General features: G+C 70.7%; 20 protein-coding genes. 12 read left to right on the plus strand and 8 right to left on the minus strand.

What is annotated here, in order from left to right; genetic code table 11:
• Window positions 1–29: 29 nt before the first annotated feature.
• From HV826_RS11650 to HV826_RS11660, 3 genes are all read left to right on the plus strand, one after another.
• A complete protein-coding gene (locus HV826_RS11650; protein WP_176417082.1) occupies window positions 30–1691 on the plus strand; it encodes an acyl-CoA dehydrogenase family protein in 1662 nt (553 codons plus the stop codon).
• 304 nt (window positions 1692–1995) lie between these two features.
• The gene (locus HV826_RS11655) at window positions 1996–2754 is read left to right on the plus strand and encodes a hypothetical protein (RefSeq protein WP_176417083.1); all 759 of its coding nucleotides are present in this window, start codon (window positions 1996–1998) and stop codon (window positions 2752–2754) included.
• Window positions 2747–3796 carry a GNAT family N-acetyltransferase gene (locus tag HV826_RS11660; protein WP_176417084.1) on the plus strand — a complete coding sequence of 350 codons (1050 nt, stop codon included), beginning with the start codon at window positions 2747–2749 and terminating at the stop codon, window positions 3794–3796. Before HV826_RS11655 ends, HV826_RS11660 begins: the two co-directional genes overlap by 8 nt.
• A gap of 37 nt (window positions 3797–3833) precedes the next feature.
• Here the strand turns inward: HV826_RS11660 and HV826_RS11665 are convergent, their stop codons facing one another.
• A complete protein-coding gene (locus HV826_RS11665; protein ID WP_176417085.1) occupies window positions 3834–4598 on the minus strand; it encodes a DUF4336 domain-containing protein in 765 nt (254 codons plus the stop codon).
• On the minus strand, window positions 4595–7639 hold the full coding sequence (locus HV826_RS11670; RefSeq protein ID WP_176417086.1) for an error-prone DNA polymerase: 3045 nt from the start codon (window positions 7637–7639) through the stop codon (window positions 4595–4597). The genes HV826_RS11665 and HV826_RS11670 overlap by 4 nt, the downstream gene beginning before the upstream one ends.
• A gap of 204 nt (window positions 7640–7843) precedes the next feature.
• Here HV826_RS11670 and HV826_RS11675 point away from each other — a divergent pair, with 204 nt between their 5' ends.
• The 6 genes from HV826_RS11675 (at window position 7844) to HV826_RS11700 (ending at window position 13135) form a co-directional block, all read left to right on the plus strand.
• Window positions 7844–8326 carry an NfeD family protein gene (locus HV826_RS11675; RefSeq protein ID WP_176417087.1) on the plus strand — a complete coding sequence of 161 codons (483 nt, stop codon included), beginning with the start codon at window positions 7844–7846 and terminating at the stop codon, window positions 8324–8326.
• Window positions 8327–8331: 5 nt separating this feature from the next.
• Window positions 8332–9438, plus strand: a complete 1107-nt coding sequence (locus HV826_RS11680) for an SPFH domain-containing protein (protein WP_176417088.1) — start codon at window positions 8332–8334, stop codon at window positions 9436–9438.
• Between the two features lie 89 nt (window positions 9439–9527).
• Window positions 9528–9902 (plus strand): hypothetical protein, encoded by a 375-nt coding sequence (locus HV826_RS11685; protein WP_217918583.1) that lies wholly within the window; start codon window positions 9528–9530, stop codon window positions 9900–9902.
• Between the two features lie 239 nt (window positions 9903–10141).
• A complete protein-coding gene (locus HV826_RS11690) occupies window positions 10142–11644 on the plus strand; it encodes an ATP-binding cassette domain-containing protein (protein ID WP_176417090.1) in 1503 nt (500 codons plus the stop codon).
• Window positions 11645–11726: 82 nt separating this feature from the next.
• Window positions 11727–12065 (plus strand): hypothetical protein, encoded by a 339-nt coding sequence (locus HV826_RS11695; RefSeq protein WP_176417091.1) that lies wholly within the window; start codon window positions 11727–11729, stop codon window positions 12063–12065.
• An 8-nt stretch (window positions 12066–12073) separates the two neighbouring features.
• The gene (locus tag HV826_RS11700) at window positions 12074–13135 is read left to right on the plus strand and encodes a hypothetical protein (RefSeq protein ID WP_255217159.1); all 1062 of its coding nucleotides are present in this window, start codon (window positions 12074–12076) and stop codon (window positions 13133–13135) included.
• A gap of 66 nt (window positions 13136–13201) precedes the next feature.
• On the opposite strand, the gene HV826_RS11705 is transcribed toward HV826_RS11700, so the two are convergent.
• Complete coding sequence (locus tag HV826_RS11705) at window positions 13202–14176, minus strand: NAD-dependent epimerase/dehydratase family protein (protein WP_176417093.1); 975 nt, start codon at window positions 14174–14176, stop codon at window positions 13202–13204.
• A 100-nt stretch (window positions 14177–14276) separates the two neighbouring features.
• On the opposite strand from HV826_RS11705, the gene HV826_RS11710 reads away from it, so the two are divergent.
• Window positions 14277–14807, plus strand: coding sequence for an FHA domain-containing protein (locus HV826_RS11710; RefSeq protein WP_176417094.1), 531 nt, complete (start codon window positions 14277–14279; stop codon window positions 14805–14807).
• A 19-nt stretch (window positions 14808–14826) separates the two neighbouring features.
• Here the strand turns inward: HV826_RS11710 and HV826_RS11715 are convergent, their stop codons facing one another.
• The 4 genes from HV826_RS11715 to HV826_RS11730 all read right to left on the minus strand — a co-directional run bounded on the left by HV826_RS11715 (window position 14827) and on the right by HV826_RS11730 (window position 19160).
• On the minus strand, window positions 14827–15357 hold the full coding sequence (locus tag HV826_RS11715) for a hypothetical protein (protein ID WP_255217160.1): 531 nt from the start codon (window positions 15355–15357) through the stop codon (window positions 14827–14829).
• Between the two features lie 52 nt (window positions 15358–15409).
• The gene (locus HV826_RS11720; protein WP_176417096.1) at window positions 15410–16921 is read right to left on the minus strand and encodes a DNA polymerase Y family protein; all 1512 of its coding nucleotides are present in this window, start codon (window positions 16919–16921) and stop codon (window positions 15410–15412) included.
• Window positions 16922–16929: 8 nt separating this feature from the next.
• Window positions 16930–17805, minus strand: a complete 876-nt coding sequence (locus tag HV826_RS11725) for an ImuA family protein (protein WP_176417097.1) — start codon at window positions 17803–17805, stop codon at window positions 16930–16932.
• A 140-nt stretch (window positions 17806–17945) separates the two neighbouring features.
• Entirely contained in the window at window positions 17946–19160 is a 1215-nt protein-coding gene (locus HV826_RS11730; RefSeq protein WP_176417098.1) for a vWA domain-containing protein, read from the minus strand.
• Between the two features lie 236 nt (window positions 19161–19396).
• On the opposite strand from HV826_RS11730, the gene lon reads away from it, so the two are divergent.
• On the plus strand, window positions 19397–21880 hold the full coding sequence (gene lon, locus HV826_RS11735) for an endopeptidase La (RefSeq protein WP_176417099.1): 2484 nt from the start codon (window positions 19397–19399) through the stop codon (window positions 21878–21880).
• 151 nt (window positions 21881–22031) lie between these two features.
• The gene (locus HV826_RS11740) at window positions 22032–22919 is read left to right on the plus strand and encodes an N-acetylmuramoyl-L-alanine amidase (RefSeq protein WP_255217161.1); all 888 of its coding nucleotides are present in this window, start codon (window positions 22032–22034) and stop codon (window positions 22917–22919) included.
• On the opposite strand, the gene HV826_RS11745 is transcribed toward HV826_RS11740, so the two are convergent.
• Window positions 22876–24277, minus strand: a 1402-nt coding sequence (locus tag HV826_RS11745; protein ID WP_255217162.1) for an alpha/beta fold hydrolase, incomplete at its 5' end; no start/stop codon positions are given. The two genes, HV826_RS11740 and HV826_RS11745, sit on opposite strands and share 44 nt — an antisense overlap.

A 24277-nucleotide genomic window follows, 5' to 3' on the forward strand; every position in this document is an offset into this window, starting at 1 on the left:
CCGCGGAGCGTGGGTGCTAGCCTTGGCGCATGAGCTTCTTCCAGGAACCGCCGAGGCTGGGCAACCAGTACGACGACGATGCGCTGCTCCAGAGCTACCTGGCGCGCACCTTGCCCCAAGACTTGCAGCGCGGGTTGACGGAGGAGTTCCGCGAGCTGGGAGAGCTGGGCGGGGATTACTTCTACCGCTTCCAGCTCCGCGACCGGCTGAACGAGCCGGCGCTGACCCAGTGGGATGCGTGGGGCCACCGCGTCGACCACATCGAGGTGTCACCGCTGTGGAAGGAAGCCGAGGCCCTGGCCGCGCGGCGCGGCCTGGTGGCCACGGCCTACGAGCAGAAGAACGCCGAGCTCAGCCGCGTCCATCAGTTCGTCCTCAACTACCTCGTGCAGCCGTCGCTGGACGTGTACTCGTGCCCGCTGGCGATGACGGACGGCGCGGCGCGCTCGCTGCTCACGCTGGGCAACGCGGCGCTCATCGAGCGCGCCCTGCCCCGCCTGACGTCCCGGGAGCCAGCCACGGCGTGGACGTCCGGCCAGTGGATGACGGAGCGCACCGGCGGCTCGGACGTGGGGCTCACGCAGACGGTGGCCCGGCAGTCCCCGGAGGGCTGGCGGTTGTCCGGGACGAAGTGGTTCACCTCCGCGACGACGGCGCAGATGGCGCTCACACTGGCGCGCCCGGAAGGCAATGGCCCCGGCGGCAAGGGCCTGGCCCTGTTCTACGTGGAGACACGCGACGCGGACGGAAGACTCAATGGCATCCACATCAACCGGCTCAAAGACAAACTGGGGACGCGCAAGGTGCCCACGGCGGAGCTGACGTTGGATGGCACGCTGGCCATTCCCGTGGCGGGGCTGACGGATGGCATCCGGAACATGGCGTGGATGCTGAATGTGACACGCACCTGGAACGCGGTGGGCTCCGCCTGGAGCATGCGCCGGGCGCTGGCCCTGGCCCGGGACTATGCCCAGCGGCGGGTGCAGTTCGGCGCGACGCTGGCGGACAAGCCGCTGCACATGGACACCCTGGCGGGGTTGGAGGCGGAGTTCCAGGCGGGGTTCCTGCTGGCCTTCCGCGCCGTGGAGTTGCTGGGCCGCATGGAGGCGCGCGTCGCCACCGAGCAGGAGCTGCTCCTCCAGCGGCTGGTGACGCCCCTGGCGAAGCTGACCACCGGCCGGCAGGTGGTGCACGTCACCTCCGAGGTCACGGAGTCCTTCGGCGGCGCGGGCTACGTGGAGGACACGGGCATTCCGCGGCTGCAGGCCGACGCCCAGGTGCTGTCCATCTGGGAGGGCACCACGAACGTCCTCTCCTTGGACGCCCTGCGCGCCCTGGCGAAGGAAGGCGCCTTGGAGGCGCTCTTCCACGAGGTGGAGGGCCATCTGGGCCAGGCCCGGGACGCGGGCCTGCGGCCCTGTGTCGACGCGGCCCACGGCGCGCTGGAGCACGCGCGGGCCTGGGTGGCCGGCGCCATGGAGGACCCCGCCACCCTGGAGGCGGGCGCCCGGCGCTTCTCGCTGACGCTGGGACGGACGCTGGAGCTGGCCTTGCTCTGCGCCCATGCGCAGTGGTGTCTGGAGCATGGCCACGGCCCCCGGAGCAAGGCGGCGGCACGGCGCTTCGCCGCGCACGGCGTGGACCTCATCCAACCGGCCGCGAGCCTGGAGGATGTCCGGCTGTTGGCCTGAGGGCCGCGCCTGGCATCCGCCCCAAGCGACACGACACACTAAAAAAATCCCAATCACTCACATTCAATTCCTGACCCGGGGCCGCCCGGCCCCTCCCTCCGGGGAGGGCGCCCTTGAGGGCGCGCGGACGTCGGCTCACGGACGTCCCCCCTCCCCTCACGCCGAGCCCGCATATCGTCTGCCCACTCCCAAACGTGGCGCCTGTGTAACGCGTCACGCTTCAAGAGAGGACATGATCGGCCAAAGACATACTCAAGAAAAGACAGAAGAAAGCAGCTGCGCGGCGCGTCCACAACCTTGAATCATGCTCACCATGCACAAGATGCAATGGCGCCGTTTGGACGAGATGCTGGGGGGGCTCAGACCGCCAGAGGGCTGCAGCCTCGAGCAGCTCTCGCGGGACTCCATCGATCAGGTCACGACGCTCCTGGGGAAGTGGTATCCGGACATCCGGGTCGGCACGGAGAGCCGGCACCTGGAGCACTCTTTCTATGATCAGCATGTCTGTCTCCAGGGTGAGTCTCCGGATCAGCCGGTGTATGCGATTCTGGGAAGGGACGAGGCCACCCAGGAAATCATCGGGCTGCTGACGCTGGAGAAGAACGTTCGCGGCCTGCAATTGTCCGCCGCGATGGGGGCCGTCGAGCCCTCGCAGCGAGGCCTGGGCCTGGGGCAGTTCGGCATCGCCCTGCTGGAGCAGGTGGGGCGCGGCATCGGCGCGGAGGTCATCCTGTACTACTCCACCCTGAAGATGGCCCGGGCGCAGCGCAACGCCGAGCTCCGCGGCTTCAAGCTGGTGGGCCTGGTGCCCGCGTTCGACGTGGACGCCATCGCGCCCAACACGGTGAAGCGCGTCTATGAGGCCATCTACGCGAAGGTGCTCGTCGGCCCGGAGAAGATCCAGCTCCCCGACTGGAATGCCCTCATCCCCACCACGCGCGCGCTGTACACGCACCTCTTCGGCCAGCACCCGTCCGCCTCCACCGCGGAGCCCATGACCGTCGTCCCCATTCCTACCTCGGCGCCGGTGCCCATCTCCGCGCCCGAGGCCCGTCATGGTTGAGGTCCGCACCTTCGAGGGCGACGCGAAGGAAGCGTCCCGGTTCATCAACAGCGTCTGGCAGCGCACCTACGGCGCGAAGATGGGATTGACGGTCTGGGACGAGCGTTTCTTCGACTGGCTGCTCTTCAGCAATCCCCTGGCGGACCGGGACTACCTGCTGGGGGCGTATTCGAAGGGCAAGCTGGTGGGGGCCTTCCTGGCGGAGCCGGCGAAAATCCAGCTCGGTCAGCGGCAGGTGGATGGCACCTACGGGAGCTGGGTCAGCGTGGCGCCAGAAAACCGGGGCCAGGGGATTGGCATCAAGCTGTCGGACACCATGCGGGCACGTCACCGCGAGCGTGGCGCGGCCATCACCCTGGGCTGCGTGGCCAACGGCACCCTGGGCCAGGGCTTCTGGGGCCGGCGGAGCCATACGCGCTACCTCAACGGCCTGGGCATGTGGCTGCACGTCTTCAACACGGAGAAGGCGGTCCGCTGGTCGCTGAGCGTCGCCGAGCGCGCGTTCCTCACCTTCACGCGTCCGCTCCACCACCGGGGCTTCCTGGCGGCGCGCACCGACGGCATCCGGGCCTACCAACCCCGGGACCTGTCGCAATGCATGGCCCTGGTCCAGAAGATGATGCGGCCGGTGAACCTGGGCTATGCCTACACGTCAGAGCGTCTGGCCCACCAGCTCCAGTTCCGCGACGTCCCACGCACCTTCGTCCTGGAGCGGGGCGGCGTCATCCAAGGCCTGGTCAACTACTACACGTTGCAGATGACGGCCCGAGGCCTCCTGACGACGGGACTGGTGGACCTGCTCGCCTTCCAGGACGGACTGCCCTTTTCGGAGCAACGGCGGCTGCTGTGGGTCGCCATGCAGGACATGGTGACCCAGGATGTCGACTGCGCCGCGATGCTGCGCAGCCCGTGTACGCCCGCGCACCTGATGCTGCGCTCCAGGTGGTTGCCATTCCCCGGGGGCTCCCGGGTCACCTGCCTGCTCACCACCCCCGACGTGGAGCTGCCCGCCTCCCCCAGGGTGTTCATGCACCTGCGCTGACGCGGCGCGCGCGTCCAGGACTCGCCACGCCCGTGCCTCAGCGCAGCCAGGAGAAGGCGCGCTCGAGCGGGGCCACGCCCTCATCGAGGTGACAGCGGCCGTGCGCGAGGAGCACCCGGCGAGGCTGCCATGCCATCATCCGCTGGTAGCAGGCGCGCGCCCGCGCCGTCCGTCCCCAGGTCGCCACCCGCACCTCGCGTGGCGTCTGTCCCGGCCACATCGCTCCGCCGAGCGTCAGCAGCCATCGCAGGCGGGGCCGGAGACGCTCGGGCTCCAGCGCCATGACCAGGTCCGCGACAATCAAGGTCGAGGACGCACCGTGGAAGAACACCACCTCTTCCACGAAGCGGCTGCCCCGGAAGATGAGCTGGCCCAGCTCCGTGGCCCAGGCCGCGGGCGCGGCGTCGCCGAGGTCGGCATCGAACGGGACGTCCAGCTTCTGGGAGCGCGCCCGCTCGCGAACCCCCGGAGACGCCCAGGCCGTCGCGCGCGGATGGCGTGCCTTCCAGGCCGAGATGCCCGCGTAGTGGAACCGGTTCGGAGAGACGAGGTGCTCCACCGGGCCGAGCGCATCGACCTGCTCGAACAACCCGGGCGTCGGCGCCGTGGGCGACCAGAGCCACAAGCCGCCCGACCCCAGGCGGACGATGACCATACGCGTCGGGAACGGCAGGGAGATGGGGCCCACGCGCATCCTCGCCACCGGCCCGTCCACCCACCAGACGCCGTCAGCCACGGGCTTGAGGGTGGAGAGCGGCGTGTAGGGGCGCACCCCATCATTCCATTCGAGCTCGGCGGTCATCGCCCAGGCAGCGTACCCCGCTGTCCATGCAATGACGCCACGCGGAAGGACTTCACGTTCGTCACCTTGCCGGAGCGCTCCAGGACGCCTTCTCCCACCAGGAAGAGCGCGCCATGGATGTCCTTCCGACACCGCTCGTACACGTCCGGAGGCACCACCAGGTTCGCGATGCCCGTCTCGTCCTCCAGGGAGATGAAGCAGATGCCCTTGGCCGTGGGTGGACGCTGGCGGCAGATGAGCATGCCCCCCACCGCCACCCTCCGCCCGTGGGCCACCTTCTTCAGCCCCTCCGCCGTCACCGCGCCTTGCTGCTTCAGCACCGGGCGCAGCAGCTCCAGCGGGTGCTTCTCCAGCGACAGCCCCACCGTGTCGTAGTCCGCGACGACCCGCTCCAGCACGTCCATGGACGGCAGCTCCACCGCTGTGCCGTCCATGGCCATGCCGAAGAACAGGTCATCCGAGTCCAGCGGCCCCAGCGCCTGGAGCTCCCACAACGCCTGACGCCGGGAGCCGCACAGCGACGACAGGGCGCCCGCCAGGGCCAACCGTGTCAGCTCGTGCCGAGGCGCCCGCGACCACCGCGCCAGGTCGCCCACGTCGCGGAAGCCCTCGCGCCTCGCCGTCGCCACGCGCCGCCCCGCGGGCTCGCCCAGGCCCTTCACCATCCGCAGGCCCAATCGCAGCGCGGCCCCGCCCTCCTCCAGCGTGCAGTCCCAGCTCGAGTGCCGCACGTCCACCGGCCGCACCACCACGCCATGCCGCTGCGCGTCCGCCACCAACGTGTGCGGCGCATAGAAGCCCATGGGCTGCGAGTTGAGCAGCGCCGCCGTGAAGGCCGCCGGGTAGTGGCACTTCAGCCAGCTGGACGCATACGCAATCAACGCGAAGCTCGCTGAATGACTCTCCGGGAAGCCGTAGTGCGCGAAGCCCCGGAAGTTGTCGAACCACTCCTCGGCCTGCTTGCGCGTGTACCCCCGCGACACGCAGCCCTCCACGAAGCGCCCCCGGTATTGCAGCAGCATGGATTCAGCGCGCTTGTGGCTCAGCACCCGCCGCAGTCCGTCCGCCTCGCCCGCGGTGAAGCCCGCCGCCACCATGGCCAGCTTCATCGCCTGCTCCTGGAAGAGCGGCACCCCCAGCGTCTTGCCGAGAATCTCCTTCACCGCCTCGCTCGGGTACGCCACCTGCTCCTGGCCGTGGCGCCGGCGCAGGAAGGGATGCACCATGTTACCGACGATGGGCCCCGGGCGGATGAGCGCGATCTCCACCACCAGGTCGTAGAACGTCCTCGGCCGCAGCCTGGGCAGCATGTTCATCTGCGCCCGGCTCTCAATCTGGAACACACCCACCGTGTCCGCCTCGCACAGCATGTCGTAGACCTTCGGGTCCTCGGCCGGCACCGTCGCCAGGGACAGCTCCCTCCCGTGGTGCTCGCGAATCAGCGCGAAGCACTTCGACAGCGCCGTCAGCATGCCCAGCGCCAGCAGGTCCACCTTCAGCAGCCCCACCTCGTTGATGTCGTCCTTCTCCCACTGGATGACGGTGCGGCCCGGCATCGCCGCGTTCTCCACCGGCACCAGCTCCGTCAGCGGCTCGCGTGTCATCACGAAGCCGCCCACGTGGATGGACAGGTGCCGGGGAAAGCCCTCCAGCTCCATGGCCAGCGCCAGCGTCTTCTGGACCCGGCCGTCCTCCGCGGACAGGCCCGCCTCGCGCAGCACGTCCGGCGTCACGTCGAAGCCGTTCGACGCGGACACCTTCGACAGCCGGTCCACCTGGTCCAACGACAGCCCCAGCGCCTTGCCCGCCTCACGCAGCGCCAGCCGGCCCCGGTAGCAGATGACCTCGCACACCATGCCCGCGTGCCGGCGCCCGTGCTTCTCGTAGACGTACTGGAGGACCTCCTCGCGACGCTCGTGCTCGAAGTCCACGTCGATGTCTGGCGGCTCCTTGCGCTCCATGCTCAGGAAGCGCTCGAACAACAGGCCCATCCGCACCGGGTCGATGGCGGTGATCTGCAGCGCGTAGCAGACCGCCGAGTTCGCCGCGCTCCCCCGCCCCTGGCAGAGAATCCCCTGGGCCCTGGCGAAGCGGACGATGTCCCACAGCGCCAGGAAGTAGCCGGCGAAGTCCAACGCGGCGATGAGCTTCAGCTCATGTTCAATCTGCTTCACCACCGCCGGGGGCACACCTTCCGGATAGCGGAACCGCAGTCCTTCGTCGGTCAGCACGCGCAGGTGTGCGTCCGCGGTGCGACCCTCGGGCAGACCCTCCTCCGGGAAGCGGTAGTGCAAGTCATCCAATGAGGCGTGGCAGCGCGAGGCCAGCTCCGCCGCGCGCGCCAGGGCCTCTGGCCGGTCCGCGAACAGGCGCGCCATGTCCCGTGGGGACTTCAGCGTCCGCTCCGCGTTGGGCAGCAGCCGCGTCCCCGCCTGGTCCACCGACGTCCCGTGGCGGATGGACACCAGCACGTCCTGCAAGGCCTGCCGCCGGCGGTGATGCGTGTGCACGTCGTTGTGCGCGACCAGCGGCACGCCGAGCTCCAGCGCCAGCCGCTCCGCCCGGGTCTCGCGCTCCGCGTCCCCCGCGGACAGCGTCCGACAGATGCCGACATGGAAGCGCTCCGGGAAGGCCTCCGCCAGCGAGGCGACCTGCTCGAAGGGCGCGGGCGCGGGCAGGAGCGCGAGCAGCCCCGCGGACCGGTCCGCCACCGCGCGCCACGGCAGCCCGGCCTCGCCCTTGGGGTGGGTCATCCGACTCTGGGACACCAGGGCGCACAGGTTGGAGTACCCCGTCCCATCCGCCGCGTACACCACCACCGGGGGGCCGTCCTCCAGCGTCAGCTCGGCGCCCAGGATGAGCCGCACCCCGTGCTCCTTCGCCGCCAGGTGCGCCTTCACCACGCCGTACAGGCCATCCGCGTCCGTCAGCGCGAGCGCACGCAGCCCGAGCCTCGCGGCGGTGGCCACCAGCTCTTCCGGGTGCGAGGCCCCGCGAAGGAACGAGAAGTTGGAGCGGCAGACCAGCTCGGCGTAGTCCACGCCCGGATCTAGATACCGAACAGGCGTTCAGGCGCTAGATTGGATCTTCGCGGTGCGGGCAAGCGACTTCATGGGTTGCGCCCCGCGCTGCTCCGCGCGCTTGAGCGCCGCGGTCGTCCACTTTCGAGAGCGCGGCGCGGCGCTTACTGAAGCCCTCGCGACCGTTTGACAGGACGCCAACCCGACTGACAAACATCTTTCACCATGGACCTCACTCCCACCGCGTGGCAGCTCTGGCTGATCGCGGCGCTCCTTCTGGGAGCGCTGGAGCTCCAGCTCACCAGCTTCATGGTCCTCTGGCTCGCCGTGGGGGCGCTGGCCACCTCTGTCGGGGCGGCCCTGGGCCTGGGGCTCAACGGCCAGCTCTACCTGTTCACCGCCGTCTCCGTCGCCCTGTTCGCGGCCTCCCGCACCCTCTTCAAGAACGTTTTCATGCGTGACGCCACGCATTTGAAGACAGGTATCGAGGCCATGCTTGGCCAGGAGGCCGTGGTGGTGGAGTCCCTGGGCGACCCGCTCGGGGGCACGGTGCGCATCAATGGCGAGCTGTGGACGGCGCGCTCCCTGTCGGGCCCGGTGCCCGAAGGCGAACGCGTCACCGTGGAGCAGGTGGAAGGTCTCAAACTCTGGGTGCGCCGACCGACGGCGTCATTGCCGGTTCCCTCGGAGGCTCCGAGGAAGGAGTAGACGGGATGGAAGTCGTGACGATTTTCGGCGTCTTCGCGGTCATCCTGGTGGGCATCGCCGCCACCGGCATCCGCATCGTTCCGCAGGCCAAGGTCATGGTCGTGGAGCGGCTGGGCAAGTTCTACAAGACGGCCAGCAGCGGCCTCAACTTCCTCATCCCCTTGGTGGACGCGCCCCGCGCCATCGAGATGCGCACGGGCAACCGCGTCATGCGCAGCAACCTCGTGGACCTGCGCGAGCAGGTCATGGGCTTCGACACCGTCCAGGTCATCACCCACGACAACGTCAACATGGAGGTCGGCTCGGTCATCTACTACCAGATCGTCGAGCCCGCGAAGGCGCTCTATCAGATAGAGAACCTCGCGCTCGCCATCGAGCAGCTCACGATGACGAACCTGCGCAACATCATGGGCGGGCTGACGCTGGACCAGACGCTCACCAGCCGCGAGACGGTCAACACCAAGCTGCGCATCGTGCTGGACGAGGCCACCGAGAAGTGGGGCGTCAAGGTGACGCGCGTGGAGCTGCGCGAAATCGAGCCGCCCCAGGCCATCAAGGCCGCCATGGCCAAGCAGATGACCGCCGAGCGTGAGCGCCGCGCCGAGGTCACCAAGGCCGAAGGCGACAAGTCCGCCGCCATCCTCCAGGCCGAGGGCGAGAAGATCTCCCGCATCCTCCGCGCCGAGGCCGAACGCGACGCCGAGGTCGCCCGCGCCGAAGGCCACAAGCGCGCCACCATGCTGCAGGCCGAAGGCAAGGCCGAGGCCACCCGGCTCGTCTTCGAGGCCATCCACACCGGCCGCGCCACGCCCGAGGTGCTCGCGCTGCGCTACATGGAGACCCTCCAGGAGCTGGGCAAGGGCGACAACAAGATGTTCGTCCCCTACGAGGCCACCGCCACGCTGGGCGCCGTCGCCGCGCTCAAGGAGGTCTTCACCCAGACGGGGGAGGCCACCAGGCCCGCCCCGGCGCCGGCCCGCTCCGCCGCGAGCCTGAGCGCCCAGGCCATTGCCCGGAACGCGAAGGTCCCCGAGCACGCCACCCTCCCCGGCGGCACGCCCGCCGCGGCCCCCCGGCGCCAGCGGCCCGCCCTGGACTCGCAGGACGACTGAGCCCCGGCGCAGGCCTCCAAGGGCGCTTCGCGGGAACCTTCCCTGTGTCCGGATGTCAGAGCCTCCGAACACACCCACCGGAGGGGAACATGCAGGACATCTTCATCGCAGGAGGCTGGGGGATGTACCCCACGTTGCTCGCGGGACTCGCGCTCATCGCCACGTGCGTCCAGTACGCGCGCCGGCCCGCGCCGCGCTACGTGCCGCTGATGCTGTCACTGGGACTCTGCACCTTGATTGCCGGCACGCTCGGCTTCGCCACCGGCATCCTCTCCCTCCTGCACGCCTATAGCGGCCCGCTGTGGGACCAGGGCCCGCGCGTCCTCTTCGTCGGCACCTATGAGGCGCTGCACAACGTGGCGCTCGCCCTGCTGCTCGCCATGCTGGGCGCCCTGCTGGCGTCCATCGGCGCGTGGCGGCTCTCCCGCCGGATGGGGAACTTCGCGGCGCCCGCGGCAGGTTGATGCGAAACAGTCAGACGCGCTGCCGGAGTAGCGCGCCCTGCCCCCCATGAAGGCAAGGGTTGCATTCCGGCGCGCGGCTGGACATAGATTGCAGCCATCCCAGGAGGGATTGACGCCCCCTCCCAACGAGAGGTCTGACGCACCCTTGAGGACGCTTCGCTGAACCCCCAGGTCCGTTGACGTTCCCGCGCTGAGCCGCCTTCAGGCTGGCTTGCGCCCTGGCTTCAGGAGCTTCCTTCATGCCTTCCGTACGCGCGCACCGCGTTTCGTTCGCCTTTTCCGACGCTGTTCCCGTCCTCTCCGATGTCGACTTCCACCTGTCCCCTGGCTGGACGGGGCTCGTGGGCGCCAATGGCGCCGGCAAGTCCACCCTGCTCCGGCTGCTGGCGGGAACGCTGACCCCCACGGAGGGACACCTCCAGTTCGAGCCCTCCGCGCCCACCCTGCGCCTCTGCCGTCAGGAGGTGGAGGCGCTGACGCCCGACATCTCCGCCTTCGCGGAGTCGTGGGACGCCGTCGCGCGGCGACTGCACGGCCAGCTGGGCCTGGACGTCACCGCGCTGGAGCGCTGGCCCACGCTGTCCCCGGGCGAGCGCAAGCGGTGGCAGGTGGGCGCCGCCCTGGCCGCCGAGCCCCACCTGCTGCTCCTGGACGAGCCCACCAACCACCTGGACGCGGAGGCCCGCACGTGGCTGGTCTCCGCGCTGCGCCGCTTCCGGGGCCTGGGCCTCGTGGTGTCCCATGACCGCGACCTGCTGGAGTCCCTCACCACCTCCACGCTGCGCGTCCACCACGGGAGCGTTCGGCTGTGGCCCGGCGCCTACACCGCCGCGCGGGCGCACTGGGAGGCGGAGCGCGAGACTGAAATCGCCACCCACCAGCAGGCCCGCGCCGAGCAACGCCGCGCGGCGCACCTGCTGGACCAGGCCCGGCGCGAACAGCAGTCCGCGGACGCCGCGCGGCACACCCGCAAGCGCCTGAAGAACAAGAACGACAACGACGCCCGCTCCATGGGCGCCAAGGTCGTTGCCGGCTGGGCGGAGGCGGGGGCCGGACGGCGCGTGGGCGTCGCACGGCGCGAGCTGGAGCGCGTCAGCGAGGCCGTGGGCGAGTTCACCGCGGACAAGACGTTGGGCCGCTCCGTCTTCATGGACTACGTGCGCGCGCCGAATCCGTGGCTCTTCACGCTGGACGTGCCCGGCCTCCGCGCCGGTGACGTGGAGCTGCTGGGCCCCTTGAAGCTCTCCGTGAGCCGCGAGGCCCGCGTGCGCATCGAAGGGCCCAACGGCGCCGGCAAGAGCACCCTGGTGCGCGCGCTGCTGGAGAACGCGCGCATTCCGCTGGAGCGCGTGCTCTCCCTGCCCCAGGACGTCAGCGCGGATGAGGCCCGGGCCACGCTGGACGCGGTGCGCGCGCTGCCTCCCGAGGAACGCGGACGCGTGCTGTCACTCGTCGCGGCGCTCGGCGTGGACCCGGAGCGGCTGCTCGCCTCCGAGCAGCCCTCCCCCGGCGAGGTGCGCAAGCTCCTCATTGCCCGGGGCCTGGGACAACACGCCTGGGCCCTGGTGCTGGACGAGCCCACCAACCACCTGGACCTGCCGTCCATCGAACGGCTGGAGGCGGCGCTGCGGGAGTACCCCGGCGCGCTGCTGCTCGTCACGCATGACACGTCCTTCGCCCAGGCCTGCACCTCCGAGGTGTGGCGCGTGGAGCATGGCCAGGTGACGGTGACGTCCGGGTAGGCCCGGCGAAGGATTCATCGAGGGGCCGTTCTCCTGCCGAAAGCCGGCGCGATTCCGCGCTCTTTTCCGGAGAACACCCTCGATGAACGCCGCCCGCCTGATTCCCGCCCTCGCCCTTGGAATGAGCCTCACCGCCACGCCCGCGCTCGCGGACAGCGCCTCCTGTGTCCCGACCAACGTGGCGGTGTTCTCCAACCGCATCCACGTGAAGTGCGCCGCCTCTGTCGCCGGCGGCATCTGGTTCTTCGCGCTCGCCTCGTCCGACACCGCGTTCATGAACCGGACGCTCACCCTGCTCACCACGGCGCTCGCCAGCGGCCGGACGCTGGCCGTGGACTACAACCCGTCCAGCACCGCGGGCACGTCCGTCGGGTGTCTCTCCAGCGACTGCCGCCTCATCAACTGGACGGCGATGCAGTGATGCGCGCCATGAACCTCCGGAGCCTCTGGACGGGGCTCGTCCTCCTGGCCGCCACGCTGGGAGCAGGCCCTGTCCACGCATCACTCTACTGGGGCCACGGCGTCCGGAGCAGCACGCCCAGCGTCTGCTTCGTGGGGGACGCCCTCACCTCGCGTCCCGCGCGCGTGCAGCAGGTGATTGACTCCATCCGCGACTTCGAGCGCGTGGCCAACATCCGCTTCAACATCCTGGGCACCTGCCCCTCCCCCATCGTCCTGTCCAACGGCAACCACTGGCATGGCGGCGACATCCGCGTCGTCATCCCAGGGACCAACTCCCCCTTCGCGGGCCAGGTCCCCGGCAACGGCTGCCCGATGTTCCTGGACGCCAACGGCCACTACAACGGCAAGAACAATGGCGGTGGGAGCTGGTCCAACGCGCCCTCCGACCTGGGCGCCAACCGCGGCTGCCGGCACAACCTGAAGCTCGGTGACGACGCCGATGCGTTCGGCGTGCCCTGGAAGGACCACACGCTGCACGAGTTCGGGCACGCGCTGGGCCTGCGGCACGAGCACGAGCGCAACGACGTGAGCGGCGCCACCTGCGGCGCCTCCGGGTATGGCGGCGGCGCGAGCAGCGGCTTCCTGACGCCCTACGACAGGGACTCGGTGATGCACTACCAGTTCCTGTCCTGCGGCATCCACGGCAACTACGGCCACGCGGGGCCCTCCACCTGGGACGCGCTGGGGCTGCACATCCTCTACCCCGAGCCGGTCCGCGTCGCGGAGTTCGTGGGCAGGACGGTCATCCGGACCACCGAGGCGCTCAACCTCACCTCGGCCTGGGGCGCCCGCGGCGCCAACCTGTCCTTCGCCGCCTCCGCGTTCTCCTGGAGGCTGTCGGCCGTCACGTACAGTTCGTCCAGCAGCCTCTCCACGTGGCTGGGCGCGGGGACGTACCCGCTGCAGTTCAGCCACTCCGACTTCCTGGGCCGGACGTACACGTACTCGGGGACGGTGAAGGTGCTCACCCCGGCGGACTACGCGAAGCAGATTGCCAGCCCGGTGGCCGCGCGCGCGTCCCTGCTGTGAGCCGCCCGCGCGAGTCACCCGTGGCGGAGGTCTGGGGCGCGGCGAGGCCGCCGCGCTTCGGGCCCGTCAGGTGCCTGGCCGTGCGTGGAACCACGCCACCAGCCGGGCCAGCCCCTCCTCCACGGAGACGCGCGGACGGAAGCCCGTCTCTCGCTCCAGCGCGGAGGCGTCCGCCCAGGTCGCGTCCATCTCCCCCGGCTGCGCGGGCGTGGACCTCACCCGCGCCCGGACGCCCAGCCGCCGCTCCAGGATGGACAGGAAGGCCCGCACGGAGACGGGCTCGCCCCGGCCCACGTTGAGGACGCGACAGGCCGGTGCCCCCTGGGGCGGCCGGTCCAGCACGCGCACCACGGCCTCCGCCACGTCCTCCACGTACGTGAAGTCGCGCTGCATCCGGCCCTCGTCATGCAGTGCCAGCTCGGCGCCGTCGCGCAGGGCCCGGAGGAAGCGCAGGGGCGCCATGTCCGGGCGCCCCCACGGGCCATACACCGTGAAGAAGCGCAGGCCGCTGGTTGGGAGCCCGTGCAGATGGCTGTACGCGTGCGCCAGCAGCTCATCGGCGCGCTTGGTGGCCGCATAGACGCTGAGCGGGTGGTCCGCCGCCGCGCCCTCCTGGAACGGCGGCACCGATCCGGCGCCGTACACGGAGCTGGAGGACGCGTAGACCAGGTGCCGCACCCGGGCCGCGCTGGCCTGCTCCAGCACCTGGAGGAACCCCGACACGTTGGCGTCCACGTACGCCTGCGCGGTGCCCGGCGGCGCGCGCACGCCCACTCGCGCGGCCAGGTGCACCACGGCCTCGGGGCGCGCCTGCTCGAAGAGCGCCCTCAGCGCGGGGCCGTCGGTGACGTCCGCGGGACGGAAGGTGAAGCCCGCCGCCCCCGGCAGCGCGCCGAGCCGCGCCAGCCGGGCCTGCTTCAACGCCACGTCCCCGGACGGGTCCAGGTTGTCCACGCCGATGACGTCATCACCGCGCGCCAGCAGCCGCGCGTTGACGTGGTGGGCAATGAAGCCCGCAGCTCCCGTGACGAGTACCCGCATCCACCTTCACGCTCCCACGCCTGCCCCCAACACGCCACGGCGGAAGACGTGGACGCGGCGCTTCCCGTCCCCGCCACTTGCACGTAGGGTGGAGGCCCTCATGGTGTCCGTGAATCAGCTCCGCCCCTTCGCCGGTGCCTCGCTGGACGCGTTCCGGGCCGCGTCCGGCCCCGTGGCCCTCATCCAGCAGCCCGTGGAACTCATCCGCCAGCACCACCGGGGCCTGGCGGCGCGCACCGTCGGCATGGCACACCGCGCGCACATGGACGAGCGGCTGCTCGCCATGCTCCGCGACTTCGACAACCTGGAGGTCCACTTCCTCCAGCCCTCCGTGGACGGCGAGGAGCTGACGGTCGGCCGCACCGAGGAGTGCGACCTGGTGGTGCCCGACCCGTCCGTCTCCCAGCACCACGCCACGATGCGCTGGAACGCCGCCCGCGGCGGCTTCTCCGTGCGTGACGCCGAGTCCATGAACGGCACCTTCATCAACGGCGCCCCCCTGGGCTACCGCGCCCAGGTGCTGCTCCACGACGGGGACACCCTGGCCTTCGGCGACGCCCAGTTCCTCTACCTGCGCGCCGAAACCGTCTACGAACACCTGCGCCTGGCCGTCCCGAAGAACGCGCCCTGAGCCGCCCCGCGCCCGGGCCTCACGGAATGGCCTGGATGGCCTCCACCACCGCCTTGCGCAGGTAGGAGCGCAGGTCCGTCTGCGCCTGGTACATGCCGATCGTGGAGACGGTGCGCGTGGAGTTGTTCCACCGCAGCTTGCCGTTGGGGCCCACCACGCCGGTCTCCAGCAACACCTCCGCGCGGCCCATCAACTGGGCGGACGTCACGTCCACCCAGTTCAGCACCACCACCACTCCAGCCTCGGCGTCGTTATCGTCGATCATCGCCACCACCTCGTGGATGGTGGGTGACGGCGACTGGGAGATGCGCGTCCCCACCACCTCGAAGCCGCGCTCGCCCAGCGTGGCCTGGGCCTGGCTGACGAGCACCGAGCGGGGGTTGCCTTCCCCCATCATGTCCTGCCGGTACGTGAAGGTCGGCAGCGCGTCCACCCGGGAGCCCACCACCACCACCACCTTGCGCAGGGCCCCTGGCGGGCGGACCTGACGCGGAGCGCACGAAGCGAGCAGGAGGCACAGCAGGACGGCCGCGGGGCGGAGGACGCGCATGACGGGGAACCTGGGAGACGGGTACGGGGCCACTATGCTGGGCCGCCGGGCCTCAGTCGAACAGTCCCTGGAGGTAGAAGCGTCCATCCCGTCCGTCGCGGAACACCCAGGCGGGGCCCAGCCCCTCGAAGTGGACCCGGTAGTAGTCCCGCTGGAAGGGCGTCTGGGACCACCACTCCCCGCCCAGCCGCTCCGGCCCCGTGAGCGCCGTCACCCGGTGCCGCCGGCCCCCCATGCGCGCGGCCAGCAAGCGCCCGGACTCCGCCACCTCCGCGTCCAGGCACGCCGGCTCCGCCAGCAACCGGGAGGGCCGCTCCCGCGAGGCCGCCGGCGCCGGGCCGCGCCGGGCCCCTGGCTCCAGCAACTCCGCGGACAGGCCCCGCCGCGCCTCCGGCGGCCGGAAGGCCCGTGCCCCATGGGCCGCCTCGGGCCGGTGGACCGACGCCAGGCCCGCCGCGAAGAGCGACGCCTCCCCCAGCGTGGACGCCAGCCGCGACAGCACCACCTCCAGCGCCGCGTCGCCCTCCGGCGCGTCCCCCAGCGCGAGCTGCTGCCCTCCGTCCTCGGAGTGCTCGTCCACCCGCGCGGACACCTCCGCCACCGGGTTCTCCAGCCGCAGCTCCTCCAGCCGGTGCCGCGCCAGCTCATGCAGCAGCTTCGCCCGCGCCGTGGGCCGCGCCAGCGTCAGCGTCACCTGCCGTTGCCCCGAGGGGTCCAGCTTCAGCGTGAAGGTGAGCCGCACCGCCGCCCGGCACCGCCCGGACAGCCGCGCGCCCAACCGGTCCGTCAGCGTCTTGAGCGCGAAGCGCAGCGGCTCGAAGGACTCGGCCGGGAAGTCCAGCACCACGCGCTCCTCCAGCACCGCTTCCAGCGCCGCGGGGACGAAGGGCGTGTCGTCCTCCCCGCGGCACCGCGCGTGGAGTCGTGCGCCCGCCGCGCCGCCCCGGGCCGCCACGGCCCCCGCGGGCAGCGCCGCCACCTCCCCCAGCGTGGTGAGGCCCAGCGCGGAGAACGCCGCCCCCTCGCGGCCTTCCAGCGCGGACAACGGCAGCGGCGCCAGGGCCCGGGCGCTGCCCCCCGGAGCCACCACCTCCACCCGGCGCGCGCCATGCCGGGCCACCGCGCGCGCGGTGAAGGCCTCCGAGGCCACCACCACGTGCGCCCGGTAGCCCAGCTCCGCGCACCGCGACAGCATCCGCGCGCCCAGGCCCTCCTCGCCGTCGCACAGGTGCGCGGCCCCCGCGTCCAGCCACAACCCGTCCGGCGCGCAAAGCTGGAAGCCTGGGGCCAGTGGCAGCAGCGCCTCCCCCAGCGCCGTCAGCGCGCGCAGCTCGTCCTCCGGGCGGTAGTCGAAGTGCCGCAGCCCCGGCTCCAGCGCCGTGGCCGCCGTCAGCGTCATCCCCGGGCGCACCCCCACCTTCAGCGCCGAGGTGGAGGCGAAGGCCACGCGGCGCTGGCCACGCACCGCCTCCACCAGCGCGAAGGGACGGCCCGCCAGCTCCGGGGACTCCACCACCCGGCGCTGCACCGGGAAGCGGGTGAGGTGCAGATAGGCCCTGCGCATGCCGTGCCTCAGCGCGCCGGAAGGGCCGCGTCCAGCAGCCCCTGCCGCAGGGGCGGCATGGGCGCGTCACGGCCGGGGCGCTGGCCCAGGATGCCCAGCCCGTTGCGCAGCGCTCCGGACTGCCCTCGCAGGAAGTCCGGCGTGTCATCCTCCGCGTCCTCGGCCACGTCCAGCAACCGACCTCCCCCCTCCAGCCCCAGCGCCGGGTACAGCGCGCGCCACGGCAGCTCCGCCCGCGCGCCCGTGCCCCCCTGCCGGCTGCGCACCACCTCCACCGACCAGCCGTCCCCGTCCCGGGCCTCCGTCCGCAGCCGGACCCCGCCGTCCGCAGGGGACTCTGGCGAGGTCAGCAGCAGGAGCAGCCCGCCGCCGCGCGCCGCCGCGTCCGCCAGCTTGCGCGCCTCCGCCAGGGCCACCCGGCACGCGCGCCCGCCGGGACTCACCCCGCGCGTCAGGTCCAGCACCACGCAGGCGAAGGCCCCGCTCCGGGCCAACTGCACCGCCGCCCAGATGCGCTGCTCGGGAGCCTGGGGCCGGACGATGAGCAGCCGCTCCAGGTCCACGCCCAGGGCCGCGGCCGAGGGCGGGTAGAGCTCCCGGGGGCCGTCCACCCAGGCGCACAGCCGCGCCTCCTGGTGCGCCGCGGCCACCGCGCGCAGCGCCAGGCTGGTGCGCCCCGAGGCCGCCTCGCCGCACAGCTCCACCACCTGCCCCAGCGGCAGGCCCCCCGTCGGCAGCAGGGCGTCCACCGCCGACAGGCCCGTGCGCAGCACCGCCAGGTAGCGCCGGGGCGCCGCCTGCAACTGGCGGATCCGCTCCCGAAGCTGCTCCACGACCGAGCCCGTCCCCTGCTCCCCTCCCACTCGCTGCTCCGCCGCGCTCATCTCGCCTCCTCGCCAGTCCCCTCCGGACCGGACGACCGGTGGGGCGGTCGTCCACTATCCTCGGAGGTCTGACATGCGCCTTCATGGGACGCATGGCGGTGGGTGCGGGGATCAGACCCGCTGGCGCGGGTTCCCCGGGCTCAGCCGGCGCAGAGGACCTTCACTTCCACCTTCTTGTCGTCCGCGCGGCGCAGGCAGCTCGACTGGAAGAACAGGCGGGCCGGGTACGCCTCCGTGGACGCCTCGTAGCGCAGGTCGCCCGCGGCCACCGAGCACCGCTCCACCTCGTCGTTCGCGCGCGTCAGCTCCACCTGGACCAGCCGGGGGTCGGGCAGGTTCACCACCTCGATGCTCTGCGCCACCGTGGCCAGCTCCGCGATGCGCAGCAGGGTGTCGCGGTAGTTGTCCCGGCAGACGGAGTCGAGGTTGTCGAGCCCCTGGTCGAACGCCTCCGCCATGGCGCGCTGCCGGTGGCCGGGACCGTAGGAGGTCGGGCAGTCGACGTTGCGCACGAAGACACCATCGGGTGTCGTGTCGCGGATCAGCTCCGCCCGCTTGTCGGACAGCGCCACCGGGCCAATCGTAGCCCAGAGCACCTGGCGCGAGGCCCCCGTTGAATCCCGGAGTTGCTGGAACGTAGCGAAGTACTCCTCCACCGGCGTCAGCAGCTGGGACTGCTCACTGCAGTTGTCGATGGACGTGTCGTCGGACACCCACACTGGAGGGGGGCGCTGGATGGTGCTGCAGTCTTCCTCGTCGGTGACCACCGCCACCAGCAGCCGCGCGCCGTCGCGCAGGAACCCGGCGTTGCCGTTCTCCGCGCCCGGCGTCGACACCAGTGGCTCCGTCACGGCCAGCCGGACCGCCTCGAAGGGCGTCTCCTGGCCGCTGCCCTCCGTGCCCTGGATCACCAGCCGCCGGAACTTCTCCAGCACGTATGGATCCGTGCCGTCGATGAAGCGCTCGTCGGTGGGGTTGCCCGCCGCGTCCGGCACGCGCTGCAGCCGGCCAGACTCATTGGCGTACTCGCGGTACTGCGTGTTCCCCTGGAACATGGCCAGCCGGTACACGGACGTGGTGATCACGCCCACCCGGAAGTCCTGCGAGACGCCGCTGCCCTCCTTCAGCGCCTCCAGGAAGGCGGGCAGCTCGGTGGCGATGGCGTTCTGCTCCTCTTCCATGGATCCGGAGTTGTCGATGACGAAGAGGATGTCCGTCTTCTGCGGCGCGATGACGGGAGACTCGCTCTCGCACTTCCCGGGGAGGTTGGAGCCCGGCTCGTCGACGGGCGACCGGCACGACGTCCACAAGAGAGACGGCAACAGGAGCAGGTGGGCGAAGGATCGGCGCTTCATGGGGGGCCTCTCGAAGAGCTGCGCACCCCGGCGGGGCGCCGCATCAGATGCTAGAGGGGTGATCATGCCCCACCCTCCGTCCGGACGCGAGACTTCCGAGGAACCCTGGAGATGTGACGGGGGACGGAAAAGCGCACACTGCGTTTGCCATGTCCGTTTTGGTTGTTACGTTGGTTCATCCGCCGCAGAAAACCTGGAAATGTTCACTGGTTGTCGAAGGGAAAAGGCTGAACTCCATGTCCGATGAGAAGAAGAAGGGCACCGCTGCGAGCGCTATGCCCACCGCGATGGCCCCTCCGGGGCTCATCAACAAGGAAGACATCCCGCAGGTGCTCCCCATCCTCCCCCTGCGCAACAGCGTCTTCTTCCCGGGCGGAGTGCTTCCGCTGGCCGTCGGCCGCCAGAAGACCATCGCCCTGATCAAGGACGCCGTGCGTGACGACCAGGTCATCGGCGTCGTCACCCAGCGCCGCGCCGAAGAAGAAGATCCGGGTGCCGCCGACCTCTACACCATGGGGACGGTCGCCCGCATCGTGAAGCTCCTGAAGATGGGCGAGGACAACTATTCGCTCGTGGTGCAGGGGCTCGCTCGCTTCCGCGTGGTGGAGCTGGTCCAGGAAGCGCCCTACCTCAAGGCCCGCGTGGACGCCGTGGAGGACAAGACCTCTTCGGAGAACGTGGAAGTCGAGGCGCTGGGCATCAACCTCAAGAAGCTGGCGCGCGAGGTCATCGAGCTGATGCCCGAGCTGCCCGCCGCCGCCACCGAGCTGGTGGAGAGCATCACCCACCCCGGCCACCTGGCGGATCTGATCGCCGCCAACGTGGACGTGCCCATCGAGGAGAAGCAGGCCGTCCTGGAGACGGTGGACCTCAAGGCCCGGATGAAGCTCGTGCTGGAGCTGCTCAACCGGAAGCGGGAGATCCTCAAGCTCTCCAACAAGATCGACTCCGCCGTGAAGGGCGAGATGTCGAAGACCCAGCGCGAGTACTACCTGCGCCAGCAGCTCAAGGCCATCAAGGAAGAGCTGGGGGAGATGGGCGAGGAGGAAGAGGAGCTCGACGAGCTGCAGGAGCGCCTGAAGAAGGCCGGCCTGCCGCCCGACGTGGAGAAGGTCGCCAACAAGGAGCTCAACCGCCTGAAGACGATTCCGGCGGCCTCCAGCGAGTACACCGTCGCGCGCACCTACCTGGATTGGATCGCCGACCTGCCGTGGGCGAAGATGTCCGAGGACAACCTCGACATCGAGAACGCGCGCCAGCAGCTGGACAAGGATCACTTCGGCATCAAGAAGGTGAAGAAGCGCATCCTGGAGTACCTGGCCGTCCGCAAGCTGAAGAACGACATGCGGGGCCCCATCCTGTGCCTCGTCGGTCCGCCGGGCGTCGGCAAGACGTCGCTGGGCCAGAGCGTGGCCAAGGCCACGGGCCGCAAGTTCGTGCGCCTGTCGCTGGGCGGCGTGCGCGACGAGGCGGAGATCCGCGGCCACCGCCGCACCTACGTGGGCGCCCTCCCCGGCCGCTTCATCCAGAGCATGAAGAAGGCCGGCACGAAGAACCCGGTCATGATGCTGGACGAAATCGACAAGCTCGGCGCCGACTTCCGCGGCGACCCGAGCGCGGCGCTCCTCGAGGTGCTGGATCCGGAGCAGAACAACACGTTCAGCGACCACTACCTCGACGTGCCCTTCGACTTGTCCAAGGTGATGTTCGTCGCCACGGCGAACCAGCTCGACCCCATCCCCGGTCCGCTGCGTGACCGCATGGAGATCATCGAGCTGACGGGCTACACCTTCGAGGAGAAGCAGAGCATCGCCCGCATCCACCTGGTGCCCAAGCAGCTCAAGGAGCACGGGCTGAGCCCGGACCACATCGAAATCACCGACGAGGCGCTGCTCACGCTGACCACCTCGTACACGCGCGAGGCCGGTGTGCGTAACCTGGAGCGCCGCATCGCGGACATCTGCCGCGCGGTGGCGGTGGAGGTGGCTGGCGGGAAGATGGAGAAGCAGACCATCAACCCAGACCGGGTGAAGGAGATCCTCGGGCCCGAGATGTTCTACTCGGAGGTCGCCGAGCGCACCGAGGTGCCGGGTGTGGCCACGGGCCTGGCCTGGACGGCGGCGGGTGGCGACCTGCTCTTCATCGAGGCGACGAAGATGGCGGGCAAGGGCGGCATGACGCTCACCGGCCAGTTGGGCGACGTGATGAAGGAGAGCGCCACGGCGGCGCTGAGCTACCTGCGCAGCAAGGCGGAGCAGCTCGGCATCAGCCCGAACTTCCTGGAGAAGACGGACCTGCACCTGCACTTCCCGGCGGGTTCCATTCCGAAGGACGGGCCCTCCGCGGGCGTCACCATCCTGACGGCGCTCACCAGCCTCCTGACGGGCATCCGCGTGCGTCACGACACGGCGATGACGGGCGAGGCCACGCTGCGTGGCCTGGTGCTGCCGGTGGGCGGCATCAAGGAGAAGGTGCTGGCGGCGCACCGGGCGGGCATCAAGCGGGTCATCCTGCCGGAGCGGTGCCGCAAGGACCTGATCGACGTGCCGGACCAGGCGCGCAACGAGCTGGAGTTCATCTTCGTCACCCACATGGATGACGTCCTGAAGGCGGCGCTGGAGACGCCTCCCTTCGGCGTGGCGGGCACCCCGGGCGGCGAGCCGGGCAAGGAGGCGCCGCTGCCGAAGCCGGCCGAGTCCTCCCCCGAGGTCCGCGCCTAGCGCACGGCCTTCGGGCCCGTAGGAAGTGACACGGGCAGGTTCCCTTCTGGGAGCCTGCCCGTTGTCTTTGCGGGGTGGGTGGGCTTCCACGGCCCCCTTTGTCCGAGAGAGACTGAGCGTCGGCGCTCCTCTCCTGGGCGCCCTGCGCACGATGCTAAAGACTTCCTCGCTGCTGGGACTGGGGCTGCTGTTGCTCGCCGGGCCCGCCTCCGAACCCGCCACTGTCGTTCCCACGCCCATGTGGCCCGCTTCGGGCGCGTCTCTCACCGTGTCCGAGGTGCGCTTCCCTGAGGGCTTCGGAACGCGGCGCATCTACCTGGATGCGGGCCATGGCGCGGAGGGGAACACCGGCAACAAGGGCGTCACCTGCGAGGACGAGGAGACCTTCACCCTCCGCGTGGCGGAGGACCTCGCGAAGCGCTTGGAAGCCACGGGGCACTTCCAGGTGCGGCTGAGCCGCAAGCCGGGCGAGCGCGTCGCCTACCCCTTACGCGTCACCGCCGCCGAGGCGTGGCGCGCGCACGCGATGCTCAGCCTGCACTCGGACTCGCGAGGCACGGCCATGCCCTGGTCCCCCACGCCGGGCCAGGAGTGCTTCCGGCAGGATGCCGCGCCCGGCTTCACCGTCCTCTGGTCCGAGTCCGCGGAAGCCACCGCGCACCTCCAGGCTGGGCGCGCGGGACTGGCCCGGGCCCTGGCGCACCGGCTGGGACAGGCGGGCTTCCCGCCCTACGACGGCGTGGACTACGAAGGTCTCTACGCCATCGACACCGCCCAGCCCGGCGTCTTCGTGGCGCGTGAGCCCACGCACCGGCAGATCTTCGTGCTGCGAAAGCCGCGCATCCCCTCCGTCATCATCGAGACCCACCACGCGCTCGACTTCGAGGAAGCGGCACGATGGCGTGAGAAGCGCACCCTGGAGGCCTTCGCCGCCGCCGTGGCCCAGGGGCTCGTGGATGCACTCGCGCCCGATGTTGCTCAGGCGGCGCCCTCGCTCAGCCCTCGCGTTGCTGCCCCGCCTCCACGTGCCGCTCCGTAGCGGCTTCGACGTGCTCGACAAGACGGCGCGCCAGCGTCTCCACCCGCGGTTCCAGCAGCACACTGTAGTGGTCCCCCGGAACGTCCTCCACGGTGAGGCCCGATGGCACCCAGCGGGCCCATCCGTGGGACGGCTCCACGGCCTGGGAGCGTTGCGCATCCTTCGCGCGCAGCAGCAGCACGGGGCACCGAACGGGACCGGGACGGTAGGCCGCCAACGCCCGCAGGTTCGCGCGAGTCACATCACGCCAGGCGCGGAGCGTTGACGCCTCGACCTCGGGAGGCAGCCACCCCGCCTGCCGCGCGTGCTCGACGACGACGGCGAATTGCTCCTCGTCGCTCAGGCCCGAGAGCGCCTCGGGGCGTAGGGTGGACTCGGCACCCGCCGTCCGTGCCAGGTCCATGGCCATCCCCGCGAGCAGCAACGCCCCATCGGGTTCCCGCGTAGGCGCGTTCTCGTCGGGAGCGAAGCTGTCCAGCAACACCAGGAGCGCCACGGACTGCCCCTGACGCTCCAGCTCTCGCGCCATCTCGAAGGCCACCACACCCCCCAGGGACCAGCCGCCCAGCACATAGGGGCCCTCGGGCTGACGCTCGCGCATCGCCTCCACGTAGCGGCAGGCGAGCGCCTCCACCTGCTCCAGAGGAGGCTCGCGTCCATCGAGCCCAGCGGCCTGGAATCCGTAGAGAGGCCGCTCGCGTCCCATACGCCGGGCCAGCGCACGATACGGCCCTACGGCGCCGCCAACGGCATGCACGAAGAACACAGGCGTGCCGGCACCTTCGGGCTGCAATGCCACACAGTCACGCGTGGCCCCCTCCGTGTCCGAGCCTTGCAACCAGACCGCGAGCCGCAACACCGTTGGCGCCTCGAAGAGGGCACGCAGCGGAATGTCCACGCCCAGCTCCGTGCGAACACGCGCCACGACCTGGGTCGCCAACAACGAGTGGCCGCCCAGCTCGAAGAAGTCGTCATGAATACCGACACGTGGCACGCCCAGCGCCTCCGAGAAGATGCCTGCCAGCGCGTGCTCGGTGGGCGTGCGCGGCGCGATGTGCTGTCGCTGCTCGGGGACGCCTGCCTCCGAGGCCAGGAGCGCCTTGCGGTCGACCTTGCCATTGGGCGTCAGCGGCAACGCCTCCAACACCACCACCGCTGACGGCACCATGTACTCCGGCAGCCTCTGCCTCACCGCCTCCTTCAGCGCCGCGGCCTCCGCTCCAGGCGCCACCACGTACGCCTCCACCCGCTTCTCCTGTCCCTCCCCCCTCACCACCGCTGCCGCTTCCTTCACCTGCGCGTGCTGCTTCAGCGCCTCCTCCACCTCCCCCAACTCAATCCGGTACCCCCTCACCTTC

This window comes from Myxococcus sp. AM010, from assembly GCF_013372585.1.
Classification (GTDB): domain Bacteria; phylum Myxococcota; class Myxococcia; order Myxococcales; family Myxococcaceae; genus Myxococcus; species Myxococcus vastator.

Excerpts from the sequence above, each read along its gene's own strand:
- HV826_RS11655 (WP_176417083.1), top strand. The coding sequence starts at position 1,996 with ATGCTCACCATGCACAAGATGCAATGGCGCCGTTTGGACGAGATGCTG.
- lon (WP_176417099.1), top strand. The coding sequence starts at position 19,397 with ATGTCCGATGAGAAGAAGAAGGGCACCGCTGCGAGCGCTATGCCCACC.
- HV826_RS11675 (WP_176417087.1), top strand. The coding sequence starts at position 7,844 with ATGGACCTCACTCCCACCGCGTGGCAGCTCTGGCTGATCGCGGCGCTC.
- HV826_RS11725 (WP_176417097.1), bottom strand. The coding sequence starts at position 17,805 with ATGAGCGCGGCGGAGCAGCGAGTGGGAGGGGAGCAGGGGACGGGCTCG.
- HV826_RS11665 (WP_176417085.1), bottom strand. The coding sequence starts at position 4,598 with ATGACCGCCGAGCTCGAATGGAATGATGGGGTGCGCCCCTACACGCCG.
- HV826_RS11650 (WP_176417082.1), top strand. The coding sequence starts at position 30 with ATGAGCTTCTTCCAGGAACCGCCGAGGCTGGGCAACCAGTACGACGAC.
- HV826_RS11710 (WP_176417094.1), top strand. The coding sequence starts at position 14,277 with ATGGTGTCCGTGAATCAGCTCCGCCCCTTCGCCGGTGCCTCGCTGGAC.
- HV826_RS11740 (WP_255217161.1), top strand. The coding sequence starts at position 22,032 with ATGCTAAAGACTTCCTCGCTGCTGGGACTGGGGCTGCTGTTGCTCGCC.
- HV826_RS11685 (WP_217918583.1), top strand. The coding sequence starts at position 9,528 with ATGCAGGACATCTTCATCGCAGGAGGCTGGGGGATGTACCCCACGTTG.
- HV826_RS11695 (WP_176417091.1), top strand. The coding sequence starts at position 11,727 with ATGAACGCCGCCCGCCTGATTCCCGCCCTCGCCCTTGGAATGAGCCTC.
- HV826_RS11715 (WP_255217160.1), bottom strand. The coding sequence starts at position 15,357 with ATGCGCGTCCTCCGCCCCGCGGCCGTCCTGCTGTGCCTCCTGCTCGCT.
- HV826_RS11660 (WP_176417084.1), top strand. The coding sequence starts at position 2,747 with ATGGTTGAGGTCCGCACCTTCGAGGGCGACGCGAAGGAAGCGTCCCGG.
- HV826_RS11720 (WP_176417096.1), bottom strand. The coding sequence starts at position 16,921 with ATGCGCAGGGCCTATCTGCACCTCACCCGCTTCCCGGTGCAGCGCCGG.
- HV826_RS11690 (WP_176417090.1), top strand. The coding sequence starts at position 10,142 with ATGCCTTCCGTACGCGCGCACCGCGTTTCGTTCGCCTTTTCCGACGCT.
- HV826_RS11705 (WP_176417093.1), bottom strand. The coding sequence starts at position 14,176 with ATGCGGGTACTCGTCACGGGAGCTGCGGGCTTCATTGCCCACCACGTC.
- HV826_RS11730 (WP_176417098.1), bottom strand. The coding sequence starts at position 19,160 with ATGAAGCGCCGATCCTTCGCCCACCTGCTCCTGTTGCCGTCTCTCTTG.
- HV826_RS11700 (WP_255217159.1), top strand. The coding sequence starts at position 12,074 with ATGAACCTCCGGAGCCTCTGGACGGGGCTCGTCCTCCTGGCCGCCACG.
- HV826_RS11680 (WP_176417088.1), top strand. The coding sequence starts at position 8,332 with ATGGAAGTCGTGACGATTTTCGGCGTCTTCGCGGTCATCCTGGTGGGC.